Source organism: Nitratireductor kimnyeongensis, assembly GCF_019891395.1.
GTDB lineage: Bacteria > Pseudomonadota > Alphaproteobacteria > Rhizobiales > Rhizobiaceae > Nitratireductor > Nitratireductor kimnyeongensis.
Window position 1 is genome coordinate 1,044,457 of the sequence record NZ_CP078143.1, and the last position, 15,287, is coordinate 1,059,743.

13 protein-coding genes are annotated in these 15,287 nt (G+C 59.3%); 5 read left to right on the plus strand and 8 right to left on the minus strand.

Annotated features, from left to right (window positions below; translation table 11 throughout):
• Positions 1–23: 23 nt before the first annotated feature.
• Positions 24–803 carry a ComF family protein gene (locus KW403_RS04870; RefSeq protein WP_223021621.1) on the minus strand — a complete coding sequence of 260 codons (780 nt, stop codon included), beginning with the start codon at positions 801–803 and terminating at the stop codon, positions 24–26.
• A 91-nt stretch (positions 804–894) separates the two neighbouring features.
• On the opposite strand from KW403_RS04870, the gene KW403_RS04875 reads away from it, so the two are divergent.
• A complete protein-coding gene (locus tag KW403_RS04875; RefSeq protein ID WP_223021622.1) occupies positions 895–1,764 on the plus strand; it encodes a methyltransferase domain-containing protein in 870 nt (289 codons plus the stop codon).
• Positions 1,765–1,790: 26 nt separating this feature from the next.
• Here KW403_RS04875 and KW403_RS04880 read toward each other — a convergent pair whose 3' ends face one another.
• The 6 genes from KW403_RS04880 to KW403_RS04905 form a co-directional block, all read right to left on the minus strand.
• Positions 1,791–1,955, minus strand: coding sequence for a Flp family type IVb pilin (locus KW403_RS04880; protein WP_223021623.1), 165 nt, complete (start codon positions 1,953–1,955; stop codon positions 1,791–1,793).
• A 77-nt stretch (positions 1,956–2,032) separates the two neighbouring features.
• Positions 2,033–2,353 (minus strand): hypothetical protein, encoded by a 321-nt coding sequence (locus KW403_RS04885; RefSeq protein ID WP_223021624.1) that lies wholly within the window; start codon positions 2,351–2,353, stop codon positions 2,033–2,035.
• Positions 2,354–2,474: 121 nt separating this feature from the next.
• Entirely contained in the window at positions 2,475–2,888 is a 414-nt protein-coding gene (gene mutT, locus KW403_RS04890) for an 8-oxo-dGTP diphosphatase MutT (RefSeq protein WP_223021625.1), read from the minus strand.
• A 32-nt stretch (positions 2,889–2,920) separates the two neighbouring features.
• On the minus strand, positions 2,921–3,700 hold the full coding sequence (locus KW403_RS04895) for a GNAT family N-acetyltransferase (protein ID WP_223021626.1): 780 nt from the start codon (positions 3,698–3,700) through the stop codon (positions 2,921–2,923).
• Positions 3,701–3,703: 3 nt separating this feature from the next.
• Positions 3,704–4,945: a bifunctional glutamate N-acetyltransferase/amino-acid acetyltransferase ArgJ gene (gene argJ / locus KW403_RS04900; protein ID WP_223021627.1), complete on the minus strand. Its 1,242-nt coding sequence runs from the start codon at positions 4,943–4,945 to the stop codon at positions 3,704–3,706.
• 175 nt (positions 4,946–5,120) lie between these two features.
• Positions 5,121–6,032 (minus strand): peptidylprolyl isomerase, encoded by a 912-nt coding sequence (locus tag KW403_RS04905; protein ID WP_223021628.1) that lies wholly within the window; start codon positions 6,030–6,032, stop codon positions 5,121–5,123.
• A 243-nt stretch (positions 6,033–6,275) separates the two neighbouring features.
• Here KW403_RS04905 and secA point away from each other — a divergent pair, with 243 nt between their 5' ends.
• From secA to KW403_RS04925, 4 genes are all read left to right on the plus strand, one after another.
• Complete coding sequence (gene secA, locus KW403_RS04910; RefSeq protein WP_223021629.1) at positions 6,276–9,005, plus strand: preprotein translocase subunit SecA; 2,730 nt, start codon at positions 6,276–6,278, stop codon at positions 9,003–9,005.
• Positions 9,006–9,156: 151 nt separating this feature from the next.
• Positions 9,157–10,569, plus strand: a complete 1,413-nt coding sequence (locus tag KW403_RS04915; protein ID WP_223021630.1) for a lipopolysaccharide biosynthesis protein — start codon at positions 9,157–9,159, stop codon at positions 10,567–10,569.
• A gap of 2 nt (positions 10,570–10,571) precedes the next feature.
• Positions 10,572–11,831, plus strand: a complete 1,260-nt coding sequence (locus tag KW403_RS04920) for a GNAT family N-acetyltransferase (RefSeq protein ID WP_378596947.1) — start codon at positions 10,572–10,574, stop codon at positions 11,829–11,831.
• Positions 11,832–11,918: 87 nt separating this feature from the next.
• Positions 11,919–14,204: an acyl-CoA dehydrogenase gene (locus KW403_RS04925; protein WP_223021632.1), complete on the plus strand. Its 2,286-nt coding sequence runs from the start codon at positions 11,919–11,921 to the stop codon at positions 14,202–14,204.
• A gap of 18 nt (positions 14,205–14,222) precedes the next feature.
• Here KW403_RS04925 and KW403_RS04930 read toward each other — a convergent pair whose 3' ends face one another.
• The gene (locus tag KW403_RS04930) at positions 14,223–15,104 is read right to left on the minus strand and encodes a 3-hydroxybutyryl-CoA dehydrogenase (protein WP_223021633.1); all 882 of its coding nucleotides are present in this window, start codon (positions 15,102–15,104) and stop codon (positions 14,223–14,225) included.
• Positions 15,105–15,287: the final 183 nt, after the last annotated feature.

Below are 15,287 nucleotides of genomic sequence, written 5' to 3' on the forward strand. Positions count from 1 at the left end.
CGGTTCCATACTCTTCACGGCGCTTATATAGGGCCTTGATCCTCTGCCCGGAAGTCCCCAGGCAGAACACGCGCAAAGGTCAACACATCGACCTGCCCGGCGCCGGCCCTTTTCAGCATGCGCGCTGCAGCCGCCACCGTGGCACCGGTTGTGTAGACATCGTCCACCAGAAGGATGCGGCGCGACTTGACTTGAGGCACAGCCGATTCAGGAACTTGAAAGGCGCCGCGGACATTGGCTTCGCGCTCACGAGCGCCCAATCCGACCTGCTGGCGGGTTCGGCGTTTTCGGATCAGCGCTTCAGGTGCGTAGGAAAGCCCCGCACCACGCGCAACTGCACGCGCCAGTTCTGCCGATTGATTGAACCGTCGAGACAGAAAACGGGCACGATGCAAAGGAACCGGAACCACCAGATCGCACTCCGGCGTGAGTTCAGCACCGGCGCGAAGCATCCATTTTGCCATCCACGGAGCAAGATCCGTACGATCTCGGAACTTCAGGGCCTGCACCAACCCACGTGCAATCCCCTCATACACCACGGCTGATCGTGCCCGCGCGAAAGGTGGCGGGTTCGCAATCGCTTCGGCCGAAAGCATGGCATCGCCGAGATCCAGAGAGAATGGCGTCCCCATTACCGTGCACCATGGTTCATCCAAAAATCGCAACTGTCCCCAGCAGGATGGACAAAGCGTTCCTGGTTCTGTGACCAGACTCGAGCAACCGAGACATACCGGGGGGAAAAGTGCGCGCTGCAGCCACCCCGTCATCAAGCCCGACACGCGCGAAACGCCCGCAATCATCATGATCCCCCCAAGCCAACCCTCTTCCGAGGCTTTGCTCTTGGCGAGCATAGCAATTTTATGCGATGGCGCATCCTTAAACAAAGGATGATCCATGGAACTGCTCTTCGACGGCGAACTGGCCCTTCTGCGCAAGAAGCGCGCCTTGAAGCAGGGCGATCCGGGCGCGCGCTTCCTGATGAACCGGGTTGCAGACGATCTGGAAGAGCGGCTCTCGACCGTGGATCGGCAGTTTCATCAAGCCGCCGCGGCATTCTGCCTGACGAATGATGCGGCGCGCGCGACCCTTTCAGGCGGCAAGGCGAAGATTGTCACCCGCATTGAAGCAGATCCTGCATTTCTTGATGGCGAAGGACGGATCGCGAAGGCTGAAACATTGCCAGTGGAGCCAGCCAGTTTTGACCTCATCGTCTCCCTTCTAAATCTGCACGAGACCAACGACATCCCGGGCATGCTCGCGCAAATTCGGCGCGCGCTGAAACCGGACGGGTTGTTTCTGGGGGCCATGGCCGGCGCCGGCACGCTTCAGGAGTTGCGTGAGGTCTTGCTGGCCGCAGAAACCGAGCTGTTTGCGGGCGCGGCCCCGCGAGTCAGTCCCTTCGCGGATGTTCGCGACGTCGGCGGCCTCCTTCAACGGGCCGGTTTCGCACTTCCAGTGGCCGATCTTGAAACCATCACGGTGCGCTATGCGACGATGTTCGATCTGATGCGCGATCTGCGATCCATGGGCGCAACCAGTGTCCTCACTGCCCGATCCCGCAAGCCGGCAACCCGCGCGCTCTTCTTGCGCGCAGCCCAGCTTTATGCGGAGCGGTTCTCCGATCCTGATGGCCGTATCAGAGCCAGTTTCAACATTGTGTGGATGTCCGGCTGGGCTCCGCATGAATCGCAGCAAAAGCCGCTGGCTCCCGGGAGTGCCAAGATGTCTTTGAAAGACGCCCTGGAGAACAGTCGAAAGAAATAGCCCCGTTTCGGGAGGCCGGGACCGTGCTAGTCAGCCGGTTTCACCTGATCCGCTACATGCTGATAGGTGGCCGAGAGCTGCTTGCCCGTCTGGGTAGCGCCGACAACGATAGCGAGCGAAATCAACCCTGCGATCAACGCATATTCGATTGCGGTCGCACCTGATTTGTCTTTGAGAAAGTGTCGTCCCATTTCCGGGTCTCCCCCTGAATAAAGGACGAACCTAATCCGAAAGGCTTAAGAAACCCTGAGCCTCGCAAAGTCGCCCGTCAGCAGTCCCCGCTATGCACGCCATCCTGATGGATGACGCATACGGAATTGCGGGACGGCTGCAGCACGCTTCTACGGATCGTGTAGTTCCGGCTGTCACGTTTGGTGGAGGCGGTGGTGATCGGATCTATGCCGAACGGCGCCCCAATCTGCGCCACATGCGAACGGGATCGCTTATCGGCGATGGGTGTCAGGATGAGCGCAAGCGCGACGCCTGCGGTCCCGAACAGCAATGCGACCCGAAGGGCTCCCATCCCCATATGACCAGCCCGTGCGGCCCAATCCGCGCGTTCCACATCACTTGCATCGCTGAATGTCATGACAACCCCTCACCGGAAGGTTAAACCCAGCCGCGAATGCGGCGCGCGCCCACAATCAACTTGTCACTGTTGCGTAAACGAAGGCTTAACCCTGACCGGACGGACCAGCAGGCTGGACGTTTCAGAGCAGATCGATGAGGAAAGGTATCAGCGGCGCATCCGCCGGCGGCATCGGATAGTTGCGCATGTCACGCGGCCGCACCCATTTCAGCTCCTGTCCCTCCTGGGCCTGCGGTGTGCCCCAGAACCGTCGGCAGACATAAAGAGGCATCAGCAGGTGGAAATCCTCATAGGTGTGACTGGCAAAGGTGAGCGGTGCCAGGCAGGCCACCTTGGTATCAATTGCGAGTTCCTCCTGGAGTTCACGAACGAGCGTGTTCTCCGGCGTTTCTCCAACCTCAACCTTGCCGCCCGGAAACTCCCACAGCCCCGCGAGAGCCTTCCCTTCCGGCCGCTTGGCCAGTAGCACCCGCCCGTCGGGATCAACCAAAGCGCAGGCCGCGACGAGAAGGATACGTTTCGACAGGTCGTTCATGGAGCGCGCTTTCTCTCAGCCAACGGCAATTGTCAGCTCCCCGGTTGGCGGTAATGATACGAATAGATTTCGCGGAAACCGAGCGCGCGATAGAGATGCAGTGCCACCTCGTTTTCAGCTTCCACCTGCAGCCAGGCGCGTTCAGCCCCATGCGATTGGGCCCATTTGAGTGCTGAAAGCAGGACACGACGTCCGTAACCCTTCCCGCGCCAGGAAGGTCTGGTCGCGATTTCAAATAGACCCGCCAAATCGCTGTCATGCACGCAAATCGCGGTGGCCACCGGCTCCTCGCCTTTTTCCAGAACGAAAAGCCCGGTCTCAGGTCGGATCGCACCTATGACCCGGGAAAGGCCGGCTCGGTGAAGCTCCTCATAGCCGTGCACCTTGAGCGTTGCATTGACAAAACGCCGGCGGTCCTTGAGCGGAATCTGATCCATTGCTTCGGACAAATCGGCATCCTGGAGATCGAGCGCCATCACCAGCGAATGCCCAAGGGTCTTCCAACCCTGTTGATCGAGATAGCTGGAGATCTCCGGTGCGGCGAGTGGGGACAGCCGAAAGGTCACCGGTCGGCCATAGGCACTGAACTGTTCCCTCGCCCGTTCGATCCGTGCCTCAAGATCCCGGTAGTCCGCTGGATCAAGCGGATTGATCGAGTTCAAGCGCTTCGCCGGATGGCCTGCGGTCAATCGCAAAACCCAGGTCCCGTCATAGGCTACGGTCTCTGCGGGCCATGCGCGCAACCCTGCCGCTTCAAAGCGGCGAATGATGGCGAAATCCTTTTTGACGTCCTGCCTCACCTGGCCTGGCACACCCTAGCTCCGATAGTCGCCATTGATGGCGACGTATTCCTTGGTCAGGTCGCAAGTCCAGACCGTGGCCTTGCCGCGCCCGATGCCGAGATCCACGCGCAGCGCGATCTCATCCCTTTTCATATAGGCAGAGGTGGCCTCTTCGGAATAGTCAGGATCGCGTTCGCCCTCATGTGCCACGCGAATATCACCGAACCAGATCGCCAAAAGGTCGCGTTCGGCCGGTTCACCGGCCTTTCCAACAGCCATGACGACCCGTCCCCAATTGGCATCCTCACCAGCCACAGCCGTTTTCACCAATGGCGAATTTGCGATGGAGAGAGCGATTTTCTTTGCCGAACGAGACGATTTGGCCCCGGTAACCGTGATCTCGAGCTGCTTGCGCGCGCCCTCTCCGTCACGCACCACCTGGAGCGCAAGGGTCTTCAGGATGCGGTTCAGCGCCCGGCGGAAGCCCGCAAGTTTGGGATCCTTCGCATCAGTGATCGTCGGCGCACCACGCCTGGCGGCGGCCCCGGTTGCAAACATCATCAAGGTATCACTGGTGGACGTGTCGCTGTCGACCGTAACGGCATTGAACGTCTTGCCTGTCCCCTTTGAGAGAAGCTCCTGCAGCACAGGCGCCGCGATCGGCGCGTCCGTAGCCACGAAAGAAAGCATTGTCGCCATGTCTGGCGCGATCATGCCGGCACCCTTGGCAATACCGTTGATGATGACATCCACCTCGCCCATCCGAACAGTGGCTGTGGCGACTTTTGGATAGGTGTCCGTGGTCATGATGGCCTTTGCCGCGGCCAACCAGCCCTCCGGCTTCGCGTCGACGGCCATCTCCTTCAGAAACCCGGTGATGCGTTCGGCAGGAAGCGGCTCTCCGATAACGCCGGTGGAGGCCATGAACACCGTGTCTTTTCCCGCGCCGACCGCCTTGGCGGCGGCCTCTCCGACGGCAACTGTCGTGGCACGGCCCTTTTTCCCGGTGAAAGCATTGGCGTTGCCCGAGTTTACGACAAGAATTCGTGCGATGCCTCCCGCCAGGTTCTCACGGCAGAACTCAACTGGAGCGGAAGGGCATTTTGAGCGAGTGAAAACACCGGCAACCGTTGTGCCTTCCTCAAAGACCATTGTCAGAAGGTCTGTTCGCCCCTTGTATTTCACTCGGGCTTCAGCCGTTGCAATACGCACACCTTCCACGACCGGCATGGATGGATACTTCTTCGGAGCAAGGGGAGAAACTGCAGCGGACATGGGCCAGACTTACCGACATTACGATTTATGGTGCATGTCGGTCTGCCCGAGTTTTTTTTCCGACGCAAGCCGAATTCAAACCAAGGGCGGCTGCGGCAGAGCCGCCAAAAGGAGAAACAAAAAAAGCGGCGGACGTCAGACGTCTGCCGCTTTTCGATTGCGCAACTGTGAGCGCTTATTCGGATTTCGCCGGCTCGGCGGCGTCACCTTCGCCGGAAGCCGCACCTTCACGCTGCTTCTCGATCCCGTCGATGAACTCCTTGAGCGCCGGGTCCTTCACGTCAACCTCGGCGGAATCGCGAAGGGCGGAGACTTCCTCGACATATTTTTCACGTACCAACAAGGACCGCACCCGATCCTTCACCGCATCGAATGCCGGCGGCTGCTTGGCGCGCTTGTCTTCTACCTTGATGACGTGGAAGCCAAATTGCGTCTCGACCGGTTCCTTCGAATGTTCGCCCGGATTGAGCGCAAATGCCGCCTTCTCGAATTCCGGCACCATTTGCCCGGAAGTGAAATAACCCAAATCCCCGCCATTGGCCGCGGCACCATCAGTGGACTTTTCCTTGGCAATCTCTTCGAAATTGCCGCCCTCTTCGAGCTGCTTGATGATCGCCTCGGCTTCGTCCTTGGTTTTCACGAGAATGTGACGCGCCCGCACCTCGTTGACGGCAGGTGCCTCGGCAATCTGCTTGTCATAACTGGCGCGCACCTGTTCCTCGGAAACTGCACCATCGACGACCTTCTCGATGAAGGCTGCATGGAGTGCCTGCTGGCGCAGGAACGCGAGACGTTTTTCGAAGGCTTCGCTATCCGCCAGGCCTTTTTCCTCTGCCTGAGAAGCCAGGAGCCTGATCTCGATCAGCGCGGAGAGAAGCGCTGCACGGCGTTGCGGTTCAGGTAGATTTCCGAACTGTGTTCCATACTCTTCACCAGCGACGGACAAGTCGCCCTCGGTGATCTCCATGCCGTTAACTGTGGCGACGACATCGGCATCGGCAGCATAGGCGGGCATGAAGCCCACAGCGGCCAGCGTCAGACCGGCCCCAACCTGAACGGCCAGGAAACGGCGAAACGATTTCAGCATGAAACTCTCCGTTCGTGATTCAGAATTTGCCCAAACCGCCTAGGAATATGGCGGAATTTTGCGCAAGAGCGCATGTTTAACGCGGCGTTGACATCACTCTTGGCCCCTCTTATCTGTCCTGATGTCCTGCGTCCAGAACCGTTTTCCGGGCGCTGATCGAAATATAATTGCTCTCGCTCGGCACGATCGGGGTTGATCCCTGTTTCACCTGTGCCGTCTGTCAGGAAGTGAAAGGACCACTGGATGGTCAGTCTCGGCGGTCTCGCCCGCAAGGTTTTCGGCTCCTCCAACGATCGTCGCGTCAAGGGTTTCCGCCCGCGCGTCGCCGCAATCAACGCGCTTGAAGACGAAATGAAGGCGCTGTCCGACGAGGCATTGCGCGGCAAAACCGAGGAGTTTCGGAAGGAACTCGCCGAGGGGAAGTCACTCGATGACATTCTGGTGCCAGCTTTCGCCGTGGCCCGCGAAGCCTCACGGCGCGCTTTGGGCATGCGCCCCTTCGACGTGCAGCTCATCGGCGGCATGGTGCTTCATGACGGTTGCATCGCCGAGATGAAAACCGGTGAAGGCAAGACGCTTGTCGCCACCCTTCCTGTCTACCTCAATGCCCTTTCGGGCAAGGGCGTGCATGTCGTCACGGTCAATGACTATCTGGCCACGCGCGATTCCGAGTGGATGGCGCGGCTCTATGGCTTTCTCGGCCTGACCACAGGCGTGATCGTTCACGGCATGTCGGACGAGGAGCGCCGCGCGGCCTATGCGTGTGACGTGACCTACGGCACCAACAACGAACTCGGCTTCGACTACCTTCGCGACAACATGAAATATGAACGCGATCAAATGGTGCAGCGCGGCCATTCGTTTGCGATTGTCGACGAGGTGGATTCGATCCTGATCGATGAGGCGCGCACGCCGCTCATCATTTCCGGCCCCCTGGACGACCGGTCCGAACTCTACAACAAGATCGACACCTTCATTCCGCACCTCATCGAAGAGGATTACGAGGTCGACGAGAAGCAGCGCACCGCTACCTTCACCGAAGACGGCACGGAGAAGATGGAGACCATGCTGCGCGAAGCGGGTCTCTTCAAGGGTGATTCGCTCTACGACATCGAGAATGTCGCCATCGTTCACCACCTCAACAATGCGCTGAAGGCTCACAAGCTCTTCCAGCGCGACAAGGACTACATCGTCCGCAATGGCGAAATCGTCATCATCGATGAATTTACCGGCCGTATGATGCCAGGCCGCCGCTTTTCCGAAGGTCTTCACCAGTCTCTCGAAGCGAAAGAGAAGGTGGCAATCCAGCCGGAAAACCAAACGCTCGCTTCTATCACCTTCCAGAATTATTTCCGCATGTATGACAAGCTGGCCGGCATGACCGGCACAGCATCGACGGAAGCGGAAGAGTTCGGCAACATCTATGGTCTCGAGGTGATCGAGATCCCCACAAACCTGCCGATCCAGCGTCTTGATGAGGACGATGAGGTCTATCGGACCGTCGACGAGAAATTCAAGGCGATCGTCCGGGAGATCAAGGAAGCCAGCGCCAAGGGGCAGCCAATCCTCGTCGGCACCACCTCGATTGAAAAGTCCGAGTTCCTTGCCGAGCGCCTTCGTCAGGAAGGCATCAAGGATTTCGAGGTTCTGAACGCCCGCCATCACGAGCGCGAGGCGTTTATCGTCGCGCAGGCCGGTAAGCCCGGCGCCATCACCATCGCCACCAATATGGCCGGGCGTGGCACGGACATTCAGCTCGGCGGCAACCCGGAGATGCGGATTGCCGAGGAGCTCGGCGAGATGGAACCGGGCTCCGAACGCGACGCGAAAGAGCAGGCCATCCGCGAAGATGTGAAACGACTGAAGGAAGAGGCGCTTGCCGCCGGCGGCCTCTACGTTCTGGCGACAGAGCGCCACGAAAGCCGCCGCATCGACAACCAGTTGCGCGGACGCTCCGGGCGTCAGGGCGATCCCGGCCGATCGAAATTCTTCCTGTCGCTTCAGGACGATCTGATGCGTATTTTCGGCTCCGACCGGATGGACGGGATGCTGCAGAAGCTCGGTCTCAAGGAAGACGAAGCCATCGTCCACCCCTGGATCAACAAAGCTCTTGAAAAGGCTCAGAAAAAGGTCGAGGCGCGCAACTTCGACATTCGCAAGAACCTGCTCAAGTTCGACGACGTGATGAACGACCAGCGCAAGGTGGTCTTCGAGCAGCGTCTCGAACTCATGGATGGAGAAAACCTATCCGAGACGGTTGCCGAAATGCGTCAGGACACGATTGATGACCTCGTCGCGCGGCACATCCCCGAAAAGGCTTATGCCGAGCAGTGGGAAACGAAAGAACTGCGCGAAGCGGTGAAAGCATCACTCAATCTTGATCTTCCCATCGACGAATGGGCTCAGGAAGAGGGCATTGCCGAGGACGATATCCGCGAGCGCATCAGCGAGGCAACAGAAGCCGCGGCCAAGGACCGGGCCGAACGTTTTGGCCCCGACATCATGACCTATGTCGAAAAATCCATTCTTCTGCAGACCCTCGACAGCCTGTGGCGCGAGCATCTGGTTAATCTCGACCACCTTCGCTCGGTCATCGGCTTCCGCGGTTATGCGCAGCGCGACCCCCTGAACGAATACAAATCCGAAGCCTTTGAACTCTTTCAATCGATGCTGAGCAATCTGCGCCAAGTTGTCACCTCGCAGCTCATGCGGGTGGAACTGGTGCGAGAGGCCGCCGAGGCGCCGCCGCCCGAGACACTCGACATGCAGGCGCACCACATCGATGGCTCCACCGGCGAAGACGAGTTCGCCGCGGAGGACACGATGACACTGGCGCACACGGAAGCCAGGGTGGTGCCAGCCGAAGAGCGTGACCCGAACGATCCCGCGACCTGGGGTAAAGTGGGAAGAAATGAGCCCTGCCCATGCGGTTCGGGCAAGAAGTACAAGCATTGCCATGGCGCGTTCGCGTAGGCAGTCCGCCTTCGACCCTTTTGAAAAGCCGGGCTCAGCTCGGCTTTTTTGTGCCTTGGATTCCTGCCACTCTCGCCCGGCCAAGCCCTTTCAGGATTCTTAAGCAGTTTGCACTAAAGCGTAGGGCACGTGTCTTGAGAGGAGTGGGGTGGTGCGTTTTTCAGCCACGGGAACCGGTGATCGCTTGCTGCCAACGCAGCTTGCCGAGCGCGCGCGCCCATGGCTCACCAGGGTCGACAGCCTGATCAGTGCCCGCGACGCACGCGGGGAGGCAGGCCGCAACGCGCTCATCGCCTTTGCCATCCGCATCGTCAACGCCGTGATCGCTTTTTTCAGCCAGGTTTTCCTGGCGCGCTGGATGGGCAGCTTCGAGTATGGAATTTATGTGCTCGTCTGGGTGACGATGATCATTCTGGGAAATATTTCCTGCCTCGGGTTTCACACGGCAATCATCCGCTTCATCCCGGAATACCGGTTGAAAGGTGCATTTGGGGAGCTGCGCGGCGTCAATATTGCCGGACGGCTGTTCGTGCTGGGCACATCCACGCTGTTCATGCTCGCCGGTCTGCTTGGCCTGTATGTCCTCGAGCCGGTGATCGAATCCTACTACATCGTGCCGTTCTATCTCGGCCTCATCTGCCTCCCGATGCTGGCTCTCAGCGACCTTCTGCAGGGCGTTTCCCGTGCCAACGCCTGGGTTATCTGGGCCTTGCTTCCAGCCTATTTCATCCGTCCGCTGCTCATTCTTCTGTTCATGGCCATCGCTGTCTTGAGCGGCTATGCGCCCGATGCCAAAACAGCGATCGTCACCGCGATCATCGCCACCTATGTGACAACGCTCGTACAGTTCGTAAGCATCACCACCCGCGTCGACCGGAACATGCCGGCTGGCAAACCACGCTACGCGATGAAGCACTGGGTGGGCGTCTCACTGCCGATCTTTCTGGTTGAGAGTTTCTATTTTCTGCTCACCAACGCTGATGTGCTCATGGTCGGGCGGTATATGGCGCCGAGCGATGTGGCCGTCTATTTCGCCACCGTTAAGACACTGGCACTGGTTCATTTCGTCTATTTCGCAGTGAAGGCAAGCGTGGCCCAGCGCTACTCGGCCTATATGCACGGGGGCGATCGCTCCGGATTGGCAACATTCGCGGCCGAGACGGTCAACTGGACATTCTGGCCATCTCTCGCCATGGGCGTTATCGTTCTCATTATCGGCAAACCCATGCTAATGCTGTTCGGCAGCGGCTTCTCTGACGGCTACCCACTCCTGTTTCTGCTCGTTTCCTGCGTGGTTGCGCGTGCTGCGGTCGGCCCTGCCGAAAGTCTGCTGACCATGAGCGGCCACCAAAAGATATGTGCCGCCATATATGCCGCCACGCTTGGGATCAATGTCGGCTTGAACATAATCCTGATACCCATTTACGGGCTGTGGGGCGCGGCGATCGCCACGGGCATCGCCATTCTGTTCGAGGCGGCATCGCTCTCCTTCACAGCCTGGCGGAAACTCGGGATCCGCATGTTGGTGTTCCTTCCAAGAAGCCGCAAGGAGCGAAACTCGTGAGCATCCCCCCTCTCCTCGAAGAGACAAGCGGTAACGGAGCCGGGCCTTCTGGGGACGAGACCCACGACGCAACGCTCGTTCCCGACACGGAACGCCTTGCATCCCTTGCCACGGCATCCGACGAACGCAAACTGGCTATCTATCCGGCATCGGCCGGTTTCGAGTTGGTCGATGAGCTGGATTATCTGGCAGCTCGATCGATCGAGACAAACATCTTTTTCAACCCCCGTTTTCTGGCGCCGGCCATGCCCCGCCTAGAAGACCGTGAGGTGCGGCTTGCCGTCATCCGCGACGGCACGGAAGAGCGCAATCGCCTACGCCTCCTAGTACCCTTCACGGTCGAACGCCCCTTGATGCCCTTCAGCGTGCCCGTGTTGCGAACCTGGGCCAATCCTTTCGGCCCGCTCGGGACCCCGCTGGTCGATTATGATGACCCGGCCGGCGTGATCGAAGACTTCTTCGCCATGCTCGCCCGACCACATCTTGATCTCCCAAAGGTTTTTGTCCTGCCGGATGTCGGTCTCGACGGAGCTTTTGCCGCGATCCTGCGCACAGTCGTGGATGCGCGCAATCTGCCCTTCCAGATCACCAATCGCATCGAGCGTCCCACGCTCGAAAGTCCACTGGATGGCGACACATATCTGCGCGATTCCCTACGGTCGCATCACTATCGCGAGTTTCGACGTCTGAAGCGCCGCCTCGCTGAACTGGGCAATCTCGAATACAAAATCGCCCGCCACCCGGACGAGGTGCGGCACGGTGTGGAGGCGTTTCTCACACTGGAAGCAGCGGGCTGGAAAGGGCGCGAACGCACCGCAATGGCGATCGACCGTTACCGGGCAGCCTTTGCGCGAGAGGCTGTTCACCGGTTGTGCGAGCGTGACATGTGCCGCATACACATGCTCACCCTCGACGAAAACGTCATCGCTTGCCTGATCGTCTTCATCGAGAACGGAACGGCCTATACCTGGAAAACGGCCTATGACGAAAGTCTCTCCACCTATTCGCCGGGCACGCTTCTGATGATCGAGGTGACAAAGACGCATCTGGACGACCCGAACATCATCATGACCGATTCCTGTGCGGTGCCTGACCACCCCGTGATGAGCCGGCTGTGGAGCGAGCGCAGACCATTGGGAACCATGGTCGTCGGCTTGACCCCCGATGCGGATCGCCATGTGCGCAAGGCCGCGGCCCAGCTTGGTCTTGCACGACGGATGCGCAACCGCCTTCGCATCTTGCGAAACCGCCTGCGCGGTTGAACATCGCACCGGGAACCATCATGGTGCCTCACCCGTTCGCCTGACAGGCTCAAGCCTGATATATTGGCGCGACACAGGAGGCTGGCCATGCGTTCCAATTCCTTTCGCCGAAATCGTATCTCCAGGCCCATCTTCAACTGGGCACGCAAGATCATGCCACCGATTTCCGAGACGGAGCGGGAAGCGATCGATGCGGGAACGGTGTGGTGGGACGGCGAACTTTTCACCGGAAACCCGGACTGGGAGCAGCTTCTGGCCATGCCGCCCGCGCGCCTTTCCCAGGAAGAGCAGGCATTCATGGACGGTTCCGTGCGTGAGCTCTGCTCGATGGTCGAGGACTGGACGCTCAACTGGCGCGATCGCGATCTCTCCCCCGCCGTCTGGGATTTCATGCGCAAGAACAAATTTTTCGGGATGATCATTCCGAAAGAGTTCGGCGGCCTCGGTTTCTCCAACACGGCCCATTCAGAGGTGGTGCGAACCCTCTCCTCGGCTAGCATCGTGGCGGGCGTCACGGTGATGGTGCCCAATTCGCTCGGCCCAGGCGAGTTGCTCATGCATTTCGGCACCGACGAGCAGCGCAAACATTGGTTGCCGCGGCTCGCGGACGGACGCGAAATTCCCTGCTTCGGCCTTACCTCGCCCCATGCCGGATCCGACGCCGCAGCCATGACAGACACCGGTGTGGTCGAATACGGCGCATGGAAGGGCAAGAAGGTCCTCGGTCTGCGCCTCAACTTTCACAAGCGCTACATCACGCTTGGGCCCGTTGCCAGCGTGATGGGCCTTGCCTTCAAGATGCAGGATCCGGAGAACCATCTCGGGCGCGGCGAGGATCTGGGGATCACCGTTGCGCTCCTGCCAACCGACACCAAAGGTGTGCGCCACGGCGACCGGCATATCCCGCAATTCACCTTTTTCCAGAACGGTCCGCTCTACGGCGAGGATGTCTTCGTTCCGCTCGACCATATATTGGGTGGCGAAGAGCAGATTGGCCAGGGCTGGACGATGCTTATGACGGCGCTCGCGGCAGGTCGCAGCATCTCTCTGCCATCGCAAGCGGCGGCCTCTGCGGCCATGTGCGCCCGTGCCACCGGCGCCTATGCGCGCGTGCGCACACAGTTCAACGTGCCAATCGGTTTTTTTGAAGGCATTCAAGAGCCGCTGGCCGAACTCTGCGGCAACGCCTATCTCATCGATGCCGCGCGCCGTACCACACTTGCTGCATTGGATGAGGGCCACAAGCCTTCGGTCATCTCCGCCATCATGAAATATCACGCCACAGAGCGAATGCGCCGGTCCGTCGAGCACGCGATGGATATTCACGGCGGCAAGGCGATCATAGATGGTCCGAACAACTATATGGGCGCGGCCTATCGCGCGGTGCCGGTCGGCATTACCGTTGAGGGCGCGAACATTCTGACCCGTAATCTGATGATTTTCGGTCAGGGTGCGATTCGCTCGCACCCTTACATGCTGGAAGAATTGCTGGCGCTTTCCAACGAGGATCGGGAAGAAGGTCTCGACCGTTTCGACGACACTTTCTGGAAGCATGTCGGCCATGCGTTCAAGACGGCCGGGCGCAGCTTCCTGCGCGGCTGGACAGGCGGATTCCTCGGGCCTGCTCCGAAAGGAGCGGCAATGGCTCGCCAATGGAAGAAGCTGTCGCGTTATTCCGCAGCCTTCGCACTCCTGTCCGATTTCGCCTTGCTCACGCTTGGCGGATCGCTCAAACGCCGGGAGATGATTTCAGCCCGTCTGGGAGACATACTTGCAGAACTCTATCTGCTGGGTGCCGTTCTGAAACGCTACGAAACCGAAGGGCGCTTTGCAGAAGACAAACCCATTGTCGATTATCTGATGCAGGCGGGCGAGGCGCGGATGGGCATTGCATTCCGCGGCGTCCTCGACAATTTGCCATCGCGGCCCGCCGCTTGGCTGGTGCGTTTGATCGCTTTCCCGTGGGGCGTGCCCAACCCGGTTCCTTCGGATCGTCTCATCACCAAGCTTGCCGACATCCTTCTGAAACCCTCTGAGCAGCGGGACAGGCTGACGCCCGACCTCTATCTCGGACAGGGGCACGATGCGCATCCGCTCAAGGATCTGGAACGCGCGTTCCGGCTCGTCGTCGATGCGGCCCCCATCGAGAAGAAGATGCGCGCCAGGCATATTAGCGACGCTCAGGAGGCTCACGATATGGATCTCATCAGCGATGCGGAGTTCACCCAATTGCGGGAAGCTCGAGAGGCTGTCGAGAAGGTTATCGCTGTCGACGCCTTTCCCATGGAAGAGATTTCGGCAACGGCCTCACAGCACAAGACAAAAAAGCCCGCCGCACGGCGCAAGTCGCCGCAGCGGCAGGCCGCTGAATAGAGCTGATGCGAACGCGAATTATCGTGTCGGGACAGGCGTCTCGCCACGATAATCGTAGAAGCCGCGGCCGGTCTTGCGACCGAGCCAGCCCGCCTCGACATATTTGACCAGCAAAGGGCATGGGCGATATTTGGAATCGGCCAGCCCCTCATAAAGCACCTGCATGATCGACAGGCACGTATCAAGCCCGATGAAATCGGCGAGCTGCAGCGGTCCCATCGGGTGGTTGGCACCAAGTTTCATGGCCGTGTCGATGGCTTCCACCGTGCCGACGCCCTCATAAAGCGTGTAGATCGCCTCATTGATCATCGGCAGCAAGATGCGGTTGACTATGAAGGCCGGAAAATCTTCGGCAACTGTAATGGTCTTTTCGAGGCTCTCGACAAAGCCGCGCGACTTCTCGAACGTATCGTCTTCCGTGGCAATGCCGCGAACGAGTTCCACCAGCTTCATCACCGGAACGGGGTTCATGAAATGAATGCCGATGAAGCGCTCGGGACGATCGGTCTGTGCGGCGAGACGCGTGATGGAGATCGACGAGGTGTTGGTGGCGACGATCGCCTCCGGATTGAGGACAGGGCAAAGCTGCGCGAAGATCTTGCGCTTGACCGTCTCATCCTCGGTCGCTGCCTCGATCACCAGATCCATGTCGGCAAGCGCTTCCATGGTGGTGGCCGGTGCAATGCACGCCAATGCGTCCTGACGAACCTTATCCTCGAGTTTCCCGGACGAAACCTGTCGCGCCATGTTCCCGGAGATAGTCGCAATCCCTGCCTCGATCCGTTCGGCGGAAAGATCGTAGAGCTTCACATTATAGCCCGCCAGCGCAGCGACATGGGCAATTCCGCTGCCCATCTGGCCTGCGCCAATCACACCCACTTTTTCAATCTTTCCAGTCATGTCGAAAACCCCGTGAGATGCGGCCTGCATCCTTCGTCAGTGTTGTTGCGCTGCAAACTAAATGGGAGGCGCAATGGCGTCTACCCCCGCGATCAAAATCCTTGGCAAAGTCCTTTTTCCCTGCATTCACCGTTGACATGGAGACAAAAAAAGCCCCGCTCGAAAGCGGGGCTGTTGCCTGAG